Annotated in this window: 14 protein-coding genes; 9 read left to right on the top strand and 5 right to left on the bottom strand. The window is 72.8% G+C overall.

Features of this window, described 5'->3' with window-relative positions; genetic code table 11:
- The first annotated feature begins 37 nt into the window (after positions 1 to 37).
- On the top strand, positions 38 to 1231 hold the full coding sequence (locus NR112_RS18135; RefSeq protein ID WP_256795694.1) for an aminotransferase class I/II-fold pyridoxal phosphate-dependent enzyme: 1194 nt from the start codon (positions 38 to 40) through the stop codon (positions 1229 to 1231).
- A gap of 25 nt (positions 1232 to 1256) precedes the next feature.
- Here NR112_RS18135 and NR112_RS18130 read toward each other — a convergent pair whose 3' ends face one another.
- From NR112_RS18130 to NR112_RS18115, 4 genes are all read right to left on the bottom strand, one after another.
- Positions 1257 to 2369 carry a HoxN/HupN/NixA family nickel/cobalt transporter gene (locus tag NR112_RS18130; protein ID WP_256795693.1) on the bottom strand — a complete coding sequence of 371 codons (1113 nt, stop codon included), beginning with the start codon at positions 2367 to 2369 and terminating at the stop codon, positions 1257 to 1259.
- A 45-nt stretch (positions 2370 to 2414) separates the two neighbouring features.
- Positions 2415 to 3089 carry a 1-acyl-sn-glycerol-3-phosphate acyltransferase gene (locus NR112_RS18125; RefSeq protein ID WP_256795692.1) on the bottom strand — a complete coding sequence of 225 codons (675 nt, stop codon included), beginning with the start codon at positions 3087 to 3089 and terminating at the stop codon, positions 2415 to 2417.
- 161 nt (positions 3090 to 3250) lie between these two features.
- Positions 3251 to 4009 carry a class I SAM-dependent methyltransferase gene (locus NR112_RS18120; protein ID WP_256795691.1) on the bottom strand — a complete coding sequence of 253 codons (759 nt, stop codon included), beginning with the start codon at positions 4007 to 4009 and terminating at the stop codon, positions 3251 to 3253.
- A 190-nt stretch (positions 4010 to 4199) separates the two neighbouring features.
- The gene (locus tag NR112_RS18115; protein WP_256795690.1) at positions 4200 to 6851 is read right to left on the bottom strand and encodes a DNA polymerase III subunit gamma and tau; all 2652 of its coding nucleotides are present in this window, start codon (positions 6849 to 6851) and stop codon (positions 4200 to 4202) included.
- Positions 6852 to 7060: 209 nt separating this feature from the next.
- On the opposite strand from NR112_RS18115, the gene egtB reads away from it, so the two are divergent.
- Entirely contained in the window at positions 7061 to 8350 is a 1290-nt protein-coding gene (gene egtB, locus NR112_RS18110) for an ergothioneine biosynthesis protein EgtB (RefSeq protein ID WP_256795689.1), read from the top strand.
- Positions 8347 to 9327 carry an L-histidine N(alpha)-methyltransferase gene (gene egtD / locus NR112_RS18105; RefSeq protein WP_256795688.1) on the top strand — a complete coding sequence of 327 codons (981 nt, stop codon included), beginning with the start codon at positions 8347 to 8349 and terminating at the stop codon, positions 9325 to 9327. The genes egtB and egtD overlap by 4 nt, the downstream gene beginning before the upstream one ends.
- Before the next feature lie 27 nt (positions 9328 to 9354).
- On the opposite strand, the gene NR112_RS18100 is transcribed toward egtD, so the two are convergent.
- A complete protein-coding gene (locus NR112_RS18100; protein WP_256795687.1) occupies positions 9355 to 9984 on the bottom strand; it encodes a TetR/AcrR family transcriptional regulator in 630 nt (209 codons plus the stop codon).
- An 89-nt stretch (positions 9985 to 10073) separates the two neighbouring features.
- Here NR112_RS18100 and NR112_RS18095 point away from each other — a divergent pair, with 89 nt between their 5' ends.
- The 6 genes from NR112_RS18095 to eis all read left to right on the top strand — a co-directional run bounded on the left by NR112_RS18095 (position 10074) and on the right by eis (position 15488).
- A complete protein-coding gene (locus NR112_RS18095; RefSeq protein WP_256795686.1) occupies positions 10074 to 10526 on the top strand; it encodes an SgcJ/EcaC family oxidoreductase in 453 nt (150 codons plus the stop codon).
- Complete coding sequence (locus NR112_RS18090; protein ID WP_256795685.1) at positions 10523 to 11251, top strand: hypothetical protein; 729 nt, start codon at positions 10523 to 10525, stop codon at positions 11249 to 11251. Before NR112_RS18095 ends, NR112_RS18090 begins: the two co-directional genes overlap by 4 nt.
- A gap of 155 nt (positions 11252 to 11406) precedes the next feature.
- Entirely contained in the window at positions 11407 to 11868 is a 462-nt protein-coding gene (locus NR112_RS18085) for a DUF3817 domain-containing protein (protein WP_256795684.1), read from the top strand.
- A 123-nt stretch (positions 11869 to 11991) separates the two neighbouring features.
- Positions 11992 to 12648, top strand: coding sequence for an ABC transporter ATP-binding protein (locus NR112_RS18080; protein ID WP_020145753.1), 657 nt, complete (start codon positions 11992 to 11994; stop codon positions 12646 to 12648).
- Positions 12649 to 12661: 13 nt separating this feature from the next.
- Positions 12662 to 14212 carry a DUF4175 domain-containing protein gene (locus NR112_RS18075; protein ID WP_256795683.1) on the top strand — a complete coding sequence of 517 codons (1551 nt, stop codon included), beginning with the start codon at positions 12662 to 12664 and terminating at the stop codon, positions 14210 to 14212.
- A gap of 49 nt (positions 14213 to 14261) precedes the next feature.
- Entirely contained in the window at positions 14262 to 15488 is a 1227-nt protein-coding gene (eis, locus tag NR112_RS18070; RefSeq protein ID WP_256795682.1) for an enhanced intracellular survival protein Eis, read from the top strand.
- Positions 15489 to 15532: the final 44 nt, after the last annotated feature.

Here is a 15532-nt window from a genome sequence, read left to right as displayed (position 1 = left end):
CGACGGGTCGAGCGGGGTGTCGGGAGTGGGTGACCAGATGGACGACCGGACGGTGTCCCGGCGCAGCGAACGCATCCTGGGCGCCGTGCCCTTCCGGACGATGTTCGGCTTCCGGATGCACTCCGGCTACGCCGAGCGCCGTCTCGAGCCGGGAGTCCTCGACTTCACGTTCGGCGACCCCCACGAGCTGCAGGTGCCGGCCTACGTCGACGCCCTCCGCGAGGCCGCGCTGCCCCGCGACGAGCTGTGGTTCGCCTACAAGCAGAGCGAGGTCGCGGCACAGGCAGCGGCCGCGGCCTCGCTCGAACGGGTCGTGCCCCTCGGCTGGGGCGTCGACGACGTCCGCATGACGACCGGTGGGTTCGGAGCCATCACCGTGGCGATGAAGGTCCTCGCCGACCCCGGCGAGGAGGTCGTCTACACGCTGCCCCCGTGGTTCCTCTACGAGCCGCTCGCCCTCGAGGCCGGGCTCGTGCCCGTCAAGGTCCCGGCCCTCCAGCCGGCCTTCGACCTGGACCTCGACGCCATCGCCGCGGCCATCACGCCGCGCACGCGCATCGTCGTCGTCAACACCCCCAACAACCCGTCGGGCCGGATCTACCCACCCGACCTGCTGCGCCGCCTTGCCGAGCTGCTCGACGAGGCCTCGGCGCGCCACGGCTCACGGATCTGGATCGTCTCGGACGAGCCCTACAACCGGATTGTCTTCTCCCGCAGCGAGTTCCACAGCCCGGCCGAGTTCTACCCCCACACCCTGATCTGTTACTCCTACGGCAAGACGCTGCTCGCTCCCGGCCAGCGCCTCGGCTACCTCGCCGTGCCGCCGGCCCTCGAGGACCGCTCGTCACTGCTCGAGGCCATCGAGATGATGCAGATCGCGGCCGGATGGCTCTTCCCGAACGCCGTCATGCAGCACGCGACGCCCCGGCTCGAGGAACTCTCGCACGACGTCACGGGGCTCGAGACGAAGCGCGACCGCCTCGTCGACGCGCTGCGGGGATTCGGCTACGAGGTCACGTCCCCGGACGGCACGTTCTACCTCTGGCCGCGCTCGCCCGCCCCCGACGACGAGGCGTTCGTCGACGACCTCTCGAGGCGCGGCGTCCTCGTCATGCCCGGCACCCTCTTCGAGACGCCGGGCTGGTTCCGGATCTGCCTGACCGCGACGGCTCAGTCGGTCGAGGCTGCCCTGCCGCACTTCCGCGACGCGTTCGAGGCCGTCCGCACCTGACCAGCGCGCGCGGCTCGCGTCACGATCAGTCGGCGAGCGTCGCCGACCACCGCTCCTCGATGCGCCCGAGCCGCCACACGGCGAGCGCCACGACCCAGGTGAGGACGAAGAGCCCGACGATCCAGAAACCGACGTCGGCGAGGTCGATCGAGGCGACCCAGGCGACCGGACCGGTCGTGACGTCGAGCTTTTCGGCGAGCAGCCCGACGAGCTCGATGACGCCGATGAGGAGGGCGACGGCCACCGACAGCGACGTGACGGTGATGTTGTAGAAGATCTTGCGGACCGGCCGGTTGAACGCCCAGCCGTAGGCGACGCTCATGAACGACCCGTCGAGGCTGTCCAGGAGGGACATGCCTGCGGCGAAGAGCACGGGGAGGGTGAGGACGGCATACCAGGGCAGGGCGGCCGCGGCAGCGCCGCCGGCGATGACGAGCAGGCCCACCTCCGTCACCGTGTCGAAACCGAGGCCGAAGAGCAGCCCCACCGGGTACATGTGCCACGGCGTGCGCACGGCCCGCGTGACGCGTCCGAGGACGCGGTTGAGGAAGCCGCGCTTGTCGAGCTGCCGCTCGAGCTCGGCCTCGTCGTAGTGCCCCGAGCGCATCCGGCGGAAGACCTTGAGGATGCCGACGAGCGCCGCGAGGTTGATGAGGCCGATGAGCACGAGGAAGACGCCCGAGACCGTCGTGCCCCAGACGCCGGTCGCCTGCTGCAGCGCCGAACCGTCGTCCTCGAGGGCGCCGGCGAGGGCCCGGATGCCCAGGGCCACGAGCATGACCATGACGAAGACGACCGACGAGTGCCCCAGGCTGAACCAGAAGCCCACGCTCATCGCCGGCCGGCCGTCGGCGAGCAGCTTGCGGGTCGTGTTGTCGATGGCGGCGATGTGGTCGGCGTCGAAGGCGTGGCGCATCCCGAGGGTGTAGGCCGTGACGCCGAGCCCGACACCGAAGACCTGGCCGCCGACGCGGTACTCCGCCGGTGCCACGACGAGGAGGAGCAGTCCCCAGCCGACGACGTGCAGCACGGCCACGAACGCCGCCATCCCGACGAGGCTGCGTCGCTCGTCCCGGGAGAGCCGCGGACGCACCGCCGAGCGGGGGCCCGAGCTCGGGCGTGGGGACGTCAGGGTCACGGCTCCACGCTAGATGCGACTGGGTCGCATCTGCAACGCCGGGCCTCAGATCGCGGGCTCGCCGCCCGGCACCTCGTTGTAGGTGTCGACGCGCTCCTGGCCGCTCAGCTCGGCGATGGCCTCCATGACCCGGTCGGTCAGCAGGCGCCGTGCCTTGCCCGCCGGCATGCCGGCGTACTCCTCGATCCCGATCGGCTCACCGAAGCGCACCGTGACCTTGGCGAGCCGAGGGAACCTCGCCCCGACGGGTTGGATGTCCTCGGTCCCGATGAGCCCGACCGGCACGACGGGGACCTGCGCGGTGAGCGCGAGCCACGCCACGCCCGTGCGCCCACGGTAGAGCCGGCCGTCCCGCGAGCGGGTGCCCTCCGGGTAGATGCCGAACGCGTCGCCCGCCTTGAGCACCTCCAGTGCCGCGTCGAGGCTCTCCTGCGCGGCGGTCGGCGAGTGCCGGTTCACCGGCACCATCCCGACGGCGCTGAAAAAGCCCTTGCGCACGAAGCCGCCGACGCCCGTGCCCGTCCAGTACTCCTCCTTGGCGAGGAAGCGCACCTGCCGCGGCGAAGCGAGCGGGATCGCGAAGGAGTCGATGAACGACCGGTGGTTGCTCGCCACGACCACGCCACCCTCGCGCGGGATGTTCTCCTTGCCCTCGATGGTGGGCCGGTACAGCGCATGGGACAGCGGGTACAGGAGGTTGCGCCCGAGGCTGTAGAACATGGGCCACAGCCTAGGGCCGTTGGCGCGCCGTCCGGTGTGGGGTGTGCGTCGCAGCGGCGCTGTGTTCACGCCTTGGTATGCCGGGTGGCGGGCCGGAGCGCGGCGGGCGCGGAGGCGCCAGACGCGGGTGGACGAGGCGCCAGACGCGGGTGGACGAGGCGTCAGGCGCGGGCGCGGACGGCCCAGGCGGTGGCCATGATGTAGAAGGGCGGCTCGGGCAGCAGCTCGCGGCAGTGCTCGCGCAGCCGTACGCGTCCGACCTCGTCGAGGCTCTGCACGTGTGCCCCCGCCGGGCCGACTCCGAGGGTGTAGGGGTCCCACCAGTCCTCGAAGGTCGGGTGCCGCACCGTCACCGTGAGGGCGGTGTCCTCGATCTGGTTGAGTCCGGCCCGGTCGACGAGGTGCGCCAGCTCGCCCTCGCGGACCCCGCTCATCCCCGACTCGTCGTCGACGCCTGGGTCGAGGTCGCGGACCGCCTGCCAGAAGACCGTGAGCGGAGCTCCCCCACCGGCGAGGTCCCACACGCACGCCGAGACGGTCCCGCCCGGCCGCGTGACCCGAGCCATCTCGTGCAGGCCGAGCACCGGGTCGGCCATGAAGCTGACGACGAGCTGGGCGAGCGCGTGGTCGAAGAGGTCGTCGGGAAAGGGCAGCGCCTCGGCCGTTCCCGTCTGCACGTCCAAGGTCGGGAACGACTGGCGCAGCGCCGCGAGCAGCTGTTGCGACGGGTCGACCGCCGAGACTCCGTCGACCCCCAACCGGTCGATGAGCACCCGGGTCAGGGCGCCCGTCCCGCAGCCCACGTCGATGGCCCGACCCGGTCCCGCAACACCGGACCAGTCGGCAAATCGTGTGGCGAGCGGCCCTGAGTAACGCCCCATGAAGCGGTTGTAGGCGTCCGCCGCAACCTCGAAGGTCACCTTGTGACGCTACTCCCGAGAGGCGTACGCCCACCCGTGAATGAACATTCTCCCAACCGTGGGTCAGCAGCTGCCGCAGGCGTTCCCGGTCGCGACGACTGCCACGCCCTGGCGTCGCCCACGTGTCGGCACCCGCGGCCTCGCCGGGCGCCGCTGACGGGACCGGAGCGGCTCGACACAGCGCGCGACGTCAGTTCTCGAGCTCCTGGACGACCCGACCGCCGAGCACCTTCTCGATGACGGAGCGTCCGACGTCCCCGGACTGCTCGATGTCCTCGTCGTCGTCGCTGACCGCCGAGTCGTCGGTGACCGGCTGCGGCGGCTGGTCGTCGTCGGTCACGCGAGAGCCTCCGGCACGCGACCTGGCCTGGGCGAACGACTGTCGGACGGCACTCGCCCCGCGCACGGCGGAGTCGGTGGGCACCTCTGCCCCGGCGGACCCGCCCGCTGCTGCCGGGACCCCGACGGCGGGGGCTGCCGTCTGAGCAGCCCCACCCGATGCACCGGACGCCGGCGACTCCCCGGCGGGGGCGGTGGCCCAGTCGGGGGCGGGCCCGGTCGCCGAACCCCAGCCGGCGTTGTCCTCGAGCGAGCGGCCGGAGACCGGGCTCAGCCCGGCATCAGCGAGGGCCGTCGTGCCGCGCGCGCCCGCAGGCGACGAGGCGCTGCCTCCGGACGGGGACGATCCTCCGAATCCGCCGGCCCCGCTCGGAGCGCTGTCTCGGGAGCCGGCGGACTCATGCCCCGCGCCGGCATCACCCCACGACGGACGGCCTCCGCCGCCATCACCCTGGCCCGAGGGCTGACCGGCGTCCAGACCGCCGGGCGCGCCCTTGCTGGGAGGGTCCGGCAGGCCGGGAGGGACCGCTCCGGGGGGCGGTGCGACGGGGGCCTGCTGCGAGACCGCGTCGACGTGGACGCCGTCGACGATGGCGTCGACGCCGAGCTCGTCGATGAGGGCCTGCCGGACGATGTCGGCGTGGTTGCCCGCGCGGAAGGTCTGCGTCAGGCCGGCCGTCGCGATGCCGAGGGTCAGCTTCTTGCCGTCGAAGGCGGTGACCTGGGCGTTCTGCGACACGAAGGTCCAGGTGATGCGCCGCATCGTGAAGATGCGGCCGAGCACGTTGGGCCAGGCCCGCCGGATGGCGTCGGTGTCCATGCCGCCGCCGGAGCCGCTCGGCGCAGCGGCGGCCGCGTCGTCGGTGGGCGCCGCCGGCGCAGGCGTCGTGACCGACGCGGACGGGGGCCCGACCTCGGTCGTGACCTCGTCGGAGGCGCCGGCGAGGTGCCGGCCGCCGGTGTGCGCCTCGTCGACGGACGACGGGCCGCCGACGGACTCGTCCGGCGTCATGACCGGCGGGGAGCCGACCTCGGCGCGCACGGCGTCGACGCGGCCCGCACCACCCGGACCCGACGGACCAGCTGACGCGACCGCAGCCGTTCCGGTGTCGGCGCCGGCGCTGCGACCGCCCCCACCCATGCCACCGGCGGCGTGCGAGGGACCTGACCCACCGCCGCTCGACGGAGGTGTGTAGTCGGAGACGGTGCGCGGCGGGGCAGACACGGCCGAGGACCCGGAGGCCGACGGGGCGGAGGCGGACGCGGCAGACGGTGTCGCGGACGGCGCGCTCATCGACGCCCCCACGGGCGGGACGTCGGCACGGGCAGCGGTCGGGACCCCACCCACGTCGAGGCGCCGCTCGAGACGGTCGAGGCGAGCGGCATACCCCTGCTCCCCGGAGGCGGCCGGCAGGAGGATGCGGGCACAGATGAGCTCGAGCTGGAGCCGAGGCGCAGTGGCACCGGTCATCTCGGTGAGGCCGGTGTTGACGATGTCGGCCGCGCGCGACAGCGCGCCCGGGCCGAACGCCGCCTGCTGCACCCGCATGCGCTCGAGCTGGTCCTCGGGGACGCCGCGCAGCACCTGCGAGACGCCCTCGGGGATGGCCGCGACGATGATGAGGTCGCGCAGCCGCTCGAGGAGGTCCTCGACGAACCGTCGCGGGTCGTGGCCCGACTCGATGACCCGGTCGATCTGGCGGAAGGTCGCCGCACCGTCGCCGGCAGCCATCGCGTCGACGGTGCTGTCGAGCAGCTCGCCGTCGGTGAAGCCGAGCAGCGACACGGCGCCGTCGTAGGTGAGCCCCTCCGGACCCGAGCCGGCGATGAGCTGGTCGAGGACGGACAGCGAGTCACGCACCGAGCCGCCGCCGGCGCGCGTCACGAAGCTGAGCACGCCCGGCTGGACCGCGACGTGCTCGGACTCGAGGAGCCGCTCCATGTAGGTCGACAGCTTGGCCGGCGGGACGAGGCGGAAGGGGTAGTGGTGCGTGCGCGACCGGATCGTGCCGATGACCTTCTCGGGCTCGGTCGTCGCGAAGACGAACTTCACGTGCTCCGGCGGCTCCTCGACGATCTTGAGCAGCGCGTTGAAGCCCTGCGGCGTCACCATGTGCGCCTCGTCGATGATGTAGATCTTGAAGCGGCTCTGCGCCGGGCCGTAGCTGGCCCGTTCGCGCAGGTCGCGGGCGTCGTCGACACCACCGTGGCTCGCGGCGTCGATCTCGATGACGTCGACCGAGCCGGAGCCACCGCGCGCGAGCGCCACGCACGAGTCGCACGTGCCGCACGGGATCGGCGTCGGACCCTGCTCGCAGTTGAGGCAGCGCGCGAGGATGCGCGCGCTCGTCGTCTTGCCGCAGCCGCGCGGGCCGCTGAAGAGGTAGGCGTGGTTGACCCGACCCGTGCGCAGCGCCTGCATGAGCGGCTCCGTCACGTGCTCCTGGCCGATGACGTCGGCGAAGCTCTCGGGCCGGTAGCGGCGGTACAGGGCGGTGGCCATGCCCGAAACCCTAACGGCCACGACCGACGCCGGGAACGCCGACCGAGGAGCCGTTGGCGGCGCACCGTCCGGCCGATCCGGGCCGTCGAGAGGGTGAACACCTCCTGACGGACCGTCGGTCGGACGCGCGACTGTCACCGGGTGTGCCTAGGGTCGATGCACCGGTCCGCGGCGCACGGTGCACCAGCGGCCGACGGAGGAGGTCACCCATGCCCGACCCGACCTGGGACGCCGGCACGCTCGTCGCCCGCTACGACGAGGTGCGAGCCCACACCGAGACGCTCGCCGCCCCGCTGTCCCCCGAGGACCAGACCGTCCAGACGATGCCCGACGTGTCGCCGACGAAGTGGCACCGCGCGCACGTCACGTGGTTCTTCGAGACCTTCGTGCTCGCCGACCACGAGCCGTCGTTCAAGCCCTACCAGGACCGCTACTGGTTCCTCTTCAACAGCTACTACGAAGGTGTCGGGCCCCGCTATGCCCGCGCCGAGCGAGGGTTCATCACCCGCCCGGGCGCCCACGACGTCGGCCTCTACCGCGCCGACGTCGACTCCCGGATGCGCGACCTCGTCACGACCCTCGACGGCGGTTCGCTCGAGAAGCTCACGTCCACCATCGAGCTCGGCTTCCACCACGAGCAGCAGCACCAGGAGCTGCTCCTCATGGACATCAAGCACGTGCTGTCGGTCAACCCCCTCCAGCCGACGTATGCCGGCAGTCCCCTCGCGCCGTCGGCTCCAGACCCGTTGGGCTGGGTCGACGTCGAGGGCGGCCTCGTCGAGGTGGGTCACCGTGGTGGCGGGTTCAGCTTCGACAACGAGCTGCCGCTGCACCAGCAGTGGCTCGAGCCCTACCGCCTCGCCGACCGCCTCGTCACCAATGGCGAGTGGCTCGCCTTCATGGCCGACCGCGGCTACGAGCGCCACGAGCTGTGGCTCTCCGACGGCTGGGGGAAGGTGCGCGCCGAGGGGTGGCGAGCGCCCTTCTACTGGGCGGAGGTCGACGGGGTGTGGTTCGAGCACACGCTGAGCGGCACCCGCCCCGTCGACCCGGGGCTCCCGGTGAGCCACGTCAGCCACTACGAGGCCGACGCGTACGCCACGTGGGCGGGCAAGCGGCTCCCCACCGAGGGCGAGTGGGAGCACGCCGTCGTCGCCGACGGCCAGTCCGAGCCGCCGGCCACCGGCGCCAACCTCGCCGACACCGAGACGTTCCACCCGCGCCCGGCCGGCCCGAGCACCGGCCACCTGCGCCAGGTCTACGGCGACTGCTGGGAGTGGACGAGCTCGGCCTACCTCGCCTACCCGGGATACCACCCGCCGGCCGGCGCCATCGGCGAGTACAACGGCAAGTTCATGTCGGGCCAGATGGTCCTGCGCGGCGGGTGCGCCCTGACCCCGCCCGGTCACGCCCGGGCGACCTACCGCAACTTCTTCCCGGCGGCCTCACGCTGGGCGCTGTCCGGAGTCCGCCTCGCCGACGGGGGTGAGCGCCGGTGAGCGCCCGCGAGCCGGTCGTCACCGTCGCGCTCGACCCCGCCTGGGCGTCGGGAGCGCTCGTCGACGACGTACGCCGTGGGCTCGGGTCGCAACCGCGCACGCTCCCGCCGAAGTGGCTCTACGACGACGTCGGCTCCGACCTCTTCGACGAGATCACGCGACTCCCGGAGTACTACCCGACCGAGTGCGAGCGGGCGATCCTGCGCGGCCATGCAGCCGACATCGTCGCGGCGTGCGATGCGACGACCGTCGTCGAGCTCGGCAGCGGCACGAGCGACAAGACCCGCACCCTCCTCGACGCGTTCGCCGCGCGCGGGAGCCTCGAGCGTTTCGTCCCGGTCGACGTGTCCGAGCAGACGCTGCGCGACGCGGCGGCGATGCTCTCCGAGCGCTACCCGTCGCTGCGCGTCGAGGCCCTCGTCGGTGACTTCACGCTGCACCTCGGGCACCTGCCGCGGGGCGGGAGGCGGCTCGTCGCCTTCCTCGGCGGGACCATCGGCAACTTCTACGTCGAGGAGCGGGCCGCCTTCCTCGGGGCCCTGCACGACAGCCTCGAGCCGGGTGACTGGTTCCTGCTCGGCACCGACCTCGTCAAGAGCACCGACCGGCTCATCGCCGCCTACGACGACAGCCGCGGAGTCACGGCGCGGTTCGTCACGAACTGCCTGCGCGTGCTCAACCGCGAGCTCGGCGCCGACTTCGACATCGAGGCCTTCTCGTACGTCCCGTTCTGGGACCCGCGTCAGGAGCGGATGGACCTCCGGCTGCGCGCAGACATGCCGCAGCGGGTGGTCATCCCCGGGGCCGACCTGACGTTCGAGCTGGCGCACGGCGAGGAGATCCGCGTCGAGATCTCGACGAAGTTCCGCCGCGAGAGCCTGCGCGACGAGCTGGGCGCGGCGGGCTTCACGGTCGAGCGCACCTGGACCGACGACGACGGCGACTTCGCCCTGACCCTCGCCCGACGGGACGGCTGACCGGGGCGCTCCCGACAGCGGCGCGGGTCATGCGAGCAGCAGTTCGGTGAGCGTCTCGACCCACCACTGCTCGACCTCGTCGACGGACCAGCCGCGCTCCCTCGTCGCGATGTCGAAGGTCTGGATCGAGCACACCGTCGCGTAGACATCCAGCGCCCGGTCCAGCGCGAGTCCGTCGCGCAGCGTCCCGCTCGGCCACGAGGCGAACATCCGGCGACGGTTCGCGTCGCCGCGGGCCCGGCCATGCTCGTACGCCGCGGCGAGCGCGGGTTCGTTGCGCCCGCCTTCGACCGTGAGCCGGAGGCCGTCACCACCCCGCTCGAAGAGTCGCCGGTCGAACCGGATGAACGCGGCGAGCTGCCCTGCGGGGTCGCCCTGCGCCGCCTCGATCTCGCGGGCCACCTGCTCGACCCCGGCATCCAGCTCGCCGCTCTCGACGAGGGAGGCCGCGAGCCCCGCCTTGGTGCCGTAGACCGCGTAGACCGTGGCCTCGGAGACTCCGGCATCCGCCGCGACCGAGCGCACGCTCGTGCCGGCCCACCCCGACTCGATGAAGCGCTGCCGGGCGGCCCGGGCGATGCGTTCCTTCGTCTGCTCGGCCTGCTCCTCGCGGAGGGCGGAGCGGTAGGCGCGCGGGGCGGGCTCGGAGCTTTTCACGACAACCACTGTACAGGTCGACTGAGTGGTTCTATATTGACTGAGTATTGCTCAATCAATCATGAGCAACTCACTCAAAGGAGAGCACCATGAGCACGACCCAGCTGGACCCGTCGGCCGCCGAAGCCGCGCCGCACACCGCCGCCACGGACGGGGCCGCACGCGACACGGCCGCCGCCGTCCTGCGGCGCCTCGAGTCGGCCTGGAACGCCGGTGACGGCCAGCGCTTCGGCGCGCCCTATGCCGCGGACGCGACCTTCGTGGACATCCGCGGCGAGCACCACCGAGGACGCGACGCCATCGCCGGCGGGCACGCGGGGATCTTCGCGACCATCTACGCCGGCAGCACGAACCGGATGGAGCTCGTGGACGCACGCCACCTCGCCGACGACGTCATCGTCGCGACGTCGCGCAACTCGCTGGACGTCCCGAGCGGTCCGTTGGCCGGCCTGCACACCGCCACCTCGACCTCGGTCGTCGTCCGCGTCGGCGACACCTGGCAGATCTCCGTCACCCACAACACCCTCGAGGCCACGCGATGAGCGCCCTCGTGGGCGGGACGGTCGGCGAGGCGCTCGCGGGCCGCGCAGCCGGGACCATCACCGCGCCCGGGTCGGCACGCCCGTCCGCCCCGTCACGCCTCGCCCGTCGGGCCGCCGTGGTCTTCGGCGTCGGTGGGGCACTGCTCGCCGTCGGCGGGACGATGCACCCGCACGAGACGTCGGGTTCGATGCACGAGAGCCTCCTCGCCCTCATCGGGTCTCCGGTCTGGCTGCCCGCGCACGCCGTGCTCCTCGCTGGCATGCTGACGGCGCTGGTCGGCCTCGTCCTGCTCCGGCGCCACGACACCTTCCCGGCCCGGGTCCGGCCGTGGCTCACCGGGACCATCGTCGCCTGGGCCGTCGCCACACCGGAGTTCGTGCCGCACCTGCTCGCCGGCGGCGAGCACGACGCGCTGGAGGCCGGCGGCGCGACCCCGATGGTCGACACCCATCTGGCGCTCTCGCCTCTCACGACCCCGCTCGTCGGCGTGTCTGTGGCTCTGCTCGCCGTCGCGGTCGCACGGGCGACACCGACGTGGCCCGCCCGGATCCTCGCCGTCCTTGCTGTCGTCGGGGGCCTCGGTTTCGCGGTCGCCGCCCCGCTGCTGGCCGTCACGGGCAACCCGCAGGTCTCCAACCTCTTCGCCGCACAGACCCTCATCGACGTGTGGATCATCGGCACGAGCGTCCGCGTCGTCCGGTCCGCGAAGGTGGCGCGGCGCTGACGACGCGCCACCCGAGGTATGCCGTCGCACGCCGCCGCGACGGCATACCCCTGTGCCGGCGTGCGTGGGGGTCACCCGTCGGGGTGCCTGCGGCTGCCTTCCGGCCGTTTGGCACACTGGGCGCTCCAGTACGACACGACGTAGGAGATCTCCGCATGACCCCTCGTTCCCTCTACCGCCGGATCGCCCTCGCGGAGGTGGTGACGTGGGCGCTGCTGCTGCTCGGGATGTTCCTCAAGTACGTGACCCGCACGACCGAGGTGGGGGTCAGGGTCTTCGGACTCGTGCACGGCGTCGTGTTCATCGCGTTCTGCCTCGTGACGCTCCTGCTCTGGGTCAACCAGCGCTGGACCGCCCGCGAGGGGCTGCTCGGCCTGCTCAGCGCGGTGCCGCCGTTCCTCACCGTGTGGTGGGAGCGACGCCTCGAGCGTCGCGGGCGCCTCGACGGCGGCTGGCGCCTCGGCCGCGGCGGCGACACCCCGTCCACCCCGGCAGAACGCCTCGTCGCCGCGCTGCTCGCCCGCCCGCTCGTCGCCGTGGGTGTCGGCGTCGTCGCCGTGCTCGCGCTGACCGGTGTCGCCCTGCTCCTGGGCCCGCCCGTCGGCACCCAGGGCTGACCCGACGCCTCGACGTCGCTCCCTCACGGCCGTGGACATCTCCTCCCGGTCAGGGCATTCCGAGCCGGGCGGCATACGGTGGCTTCCGACAGCTCGACAGGGTCGACGAAGGGATGGACGCAGATGGGTGCGGTCGCAGTGCTGACCGGTGAGGTCCGTGCGGAGGGCGTCGGCAAGACGATCGACGAGACGACCCTGCTGCTGCCGACCGACGTCAGCGCCGATCCCGGCGAGTGCATCGTGCTCCGGGGTCCCAACGGCTCGGGCAAGACGACCCTGCTGCGGATCATCGGCGGTCTGCTCGTTCCCAGTACGGGGACCGCGACCATCGGAGGTCGCGAGGCCGACGAGCGCGACCGGACGGTCCGCGCCGCCGTTGCGGCCCTGCTCGGCGCGCCGACGACCTACCGCGACCTGACTCTCGTCGACCACCTCGTCCTCATCGACTCGACGTGGGGCGGTGACCCGGCCACGTCCGACGACCGGAGCCTCGCCCTCCTCGACCGCCTCGGCATCGCCCACCTCGACGACCGTTTCCCACACGAGCTGTCGTCGGGTCAGGAGCAGCTCTTCCGGCTCGCGCTGACCTTCTCGCGCCCCGCCAGCGTCGTGCTCCTCGACGAGCCCGAGCAGCGGCTCGACACCGGCAAGCGCCAGGTCGTCGCCGAGCTGATCCGCGAGCGCACCGAGTCCGGCGGCACGGTCGTCATGGCCTGCCACGACCCCGAGCTGACCGCCACCCTCGCGACCCGCGTCGTCGACATCGTCCCGGCGCGCTGAGCGCGCACCGACGATGAGCAAGCGCAAGCAGCCGGCCCGCAGAAAGGCCGCTCCCGCACCGACGACCCCCGAACCCACGACCCTCGAACCCACGGCCCCCGAGCCCACGGTCCCCGAGCCGACGCCGGCGCCGCCGGCGACCCGGACGCCCGGCGAGACGGCATACGACGGCTCGGCACGCGACCTCACGGCACCGACCGAGGTCGACTACGACGACCACGAGCTCCTCGGCCAGGCCGACTGGGTCATCGGCGGCGAGCCCGCGCGCAAGGCGAGGCAGCAGGGGCTGTATGCCGGCTACGTCCTCTTCCTCGGTGCCCTCGTCTACGGCCTGCCGATCGTCCAGGCGGTGTTCCGCACGTCCGACGCCTCGTCGCTGGGTGACCAGCTCAGCTCCCCGGAGGCGATCGCTCTGCTCGTCGCGTCGGTGGCGGCTCTGCTCGGCGCCGTCGTCTTCGCCGGCCGCTTCCGCGGGCCGGTCGTGCCGCCCATGCCGTGGATCGACCTCGTGCTCCCGGTGCCGCTCGACCGCGCTCTCGCACTCCGCCGGTGGTGGCGCTACGCCGCCGTCGGCGGGATCTTCGTCGGGGCGCTCAGCGGCCTCACCGTCGGCGGCGGTCTCGCCTTCGCGCACCTCGCCGGGGTCATGACGGTCATCGTCACCACGCTCGTCGGCACCGCGCTCGGGGTCCTCGCGACCCGCCTCTGGCTCTGGTCGCAGGTGCGGTCCTGGCCCGGGCCCGACCGCGGCCTCAGCCTGCTCTGGCGCGTCCCCGACGCCCTGCGGGAGCTGCACGCCGAGTCGCTGCGGGCCCACTCCGCCAACACCTCGACCATGGCCGGGTCCGCCCTCACGGGCAACCTCCGCACGGCGCGGCTCGCCCTGACCCGTCCCGTCCGGCACGGACGCTCCGCCCGCCTTCGCCCCGGCCGCCCCTTCGGCGTGCTCGTCCGCCGCGACGTCATCGGCCTGCGGCGCACACCGGGCGCGTTCCTCTCGGGCCTCGGCCTCACGGTCCTGGGCGGCGCGATCGTCACGTGGGCGTTCACGCAGCCGGCGGCGCCGAGCATCGCAGCGACGATCGGCCTGCTGCCGCTGTACCTCGGTTTCGGCGCGTGGGCGGAGGGCCTGCGCCTGCAGGCCGACAACGTCGGCACTCCCTCCCTGCTCGGCACCGGCGAGCTGACCGAGGCCGTCGCCCACGTGACGGTCCCGACCGCGCTGACGGTGCTCGTGCTCGGCGGCTGGGTCGCCGTCGCCGGCGCCTTCGGGTCGCTGCCGGCCAGTGCGCCCCTGTCGCTGTGGCTGATCCTCGTGCTCGTCGTCGCCGGCAACGTGCTGGCGGCCTTCCGCGGCTCCCCCACCTTCATGCTGCGTCCCCAGATGGTCGTCGCCTGGTACGCCGTGCCGGCCCTCACGGTCGTCGTGCTCGGCTCGCTCGTCGCGGTGCTGACCAAGGCCTCGAACTACACGTGGCTCTCGGTCGTGAGCTGGCTCATCTACGCCGTGCTCGCCTGGGCGGTCTCGAAGGTGCGCCGGCTCACCTACCTGCACCGCGCCTGAGTGACAACCCGTTCGCGGTCGGCGGTGACCACTCGTTAGGTTCGGGGCCATGAGCGAGCTACGCACGCGTGACGTCGTCGACGCCGACCTCCCCGCCGTCCTGGCGATCCGCAACCGGTCGTTCGGTCCGCTCGGCACCGGCGGCGACGTGTGGTGGCAGCGCGTCTCGGCCGAGACCCTCGGTGGCCGGATGATCGCGGTCGTCGACGAGTCCGACCAGGTCCTCGGCGCCGGCCGCATCCGACCCTACGAGCAGGCGTGGGGCGGACAGCACCTGCGGATGGGCGGCGTCGCCGGCGTCTACGTCGAGCCGAGCGCCCGCGGCCGGGGTGTCGCGACGACCCTGACCCGCGCCCTCATCACGAGGATGGGCGAGCTCGGCGACGTCGTGTCGTGCCTCTTCCCGACCACGGCGACCCTGTACCGCCGCTCCGGCTACGAGATCGGGGGCGTGCAGACCCGGATGACGTATGCCGCCCACCACCTCCGCGACCTCGGCGCCACGCGTGCCGGGCGGGCTGGGTCGACCGGCCTGCGCCCCGCGGTGCCGGGTGACGCGCAACAGATGCACGACCTCGCCCGCGCCTCGAGCGCCCGACACGGGGCCAGCGGACCGATGGTGCGGTCGGTGCCGGCACTCACCGGGATGCTCGAGCGCGACGAGCTCATCGCCTACGTCGTCGACGGCGGCTTCGTCGTCTACGACCTGTCCGGGCAGGCCGTCACGGTCGAGGATCTCGTCGCGACGACCCCCGAGGCAGCCGTGACGCTGTGGGGCGTCGTCGGATCGGGCTCGTCCGCCGCGCCGACGGTGCACACCTTCCTCGACCCGCGCGACCCGGTGACGCTAGCGCTGGGCGGGCTGCCGACGGTGGAGGTCCAGCAGATCCCGTGGATGGCCCGGGTGATCGACCTGGAGGCGGCCTTCGCCGGGCGAGGCTTCGGCGGGCACCTCTCGGTCGCCGCCGACCTGGTCGTCGACGACGCCGAGGCCCCAGCCAACAGTGGTCGGTGGAGCCTGTCGGTCCGCAACGGGCGTGGCACCGCGACGCGCACCGACGACGCCCCGGCTCGAGGTGATGCCGGCACCGACGCGGCTGACGCGATCACCTCGAACGCGCTGCGGGTCGAGGCGCGCGGGCTGGCGGCCTTGTGGTGCGGCTGGTCCGTGTCGCGCCTGCGCCAGGCCGCCCTCGCGAGCGGCGGCACCCCCGACGGTGACACCGCCCTCGATGCCGTCTTCGCCTGCCAGCCCTTCATCACCGAGTACTTCTGACAGCGGCCCTCCCGGTCGAGTGGCCCCGTCGTACCCGGGACCGG

The sequence above is a fragment of the Terrabacter sp. Ter38 genome (assembly GCF_024519435.1).
Taxonomy (GTDB): Bacteria; Actinomycetota; Actinomycetes; order Actinomycetales; family Dermatophilaceae; genus Terrabacter.
The sequence above is the reverse complement of the archived record's forward strand: the minus strand, read 5'-3'. Positions and strand labels throughout refer to the sequence as shown.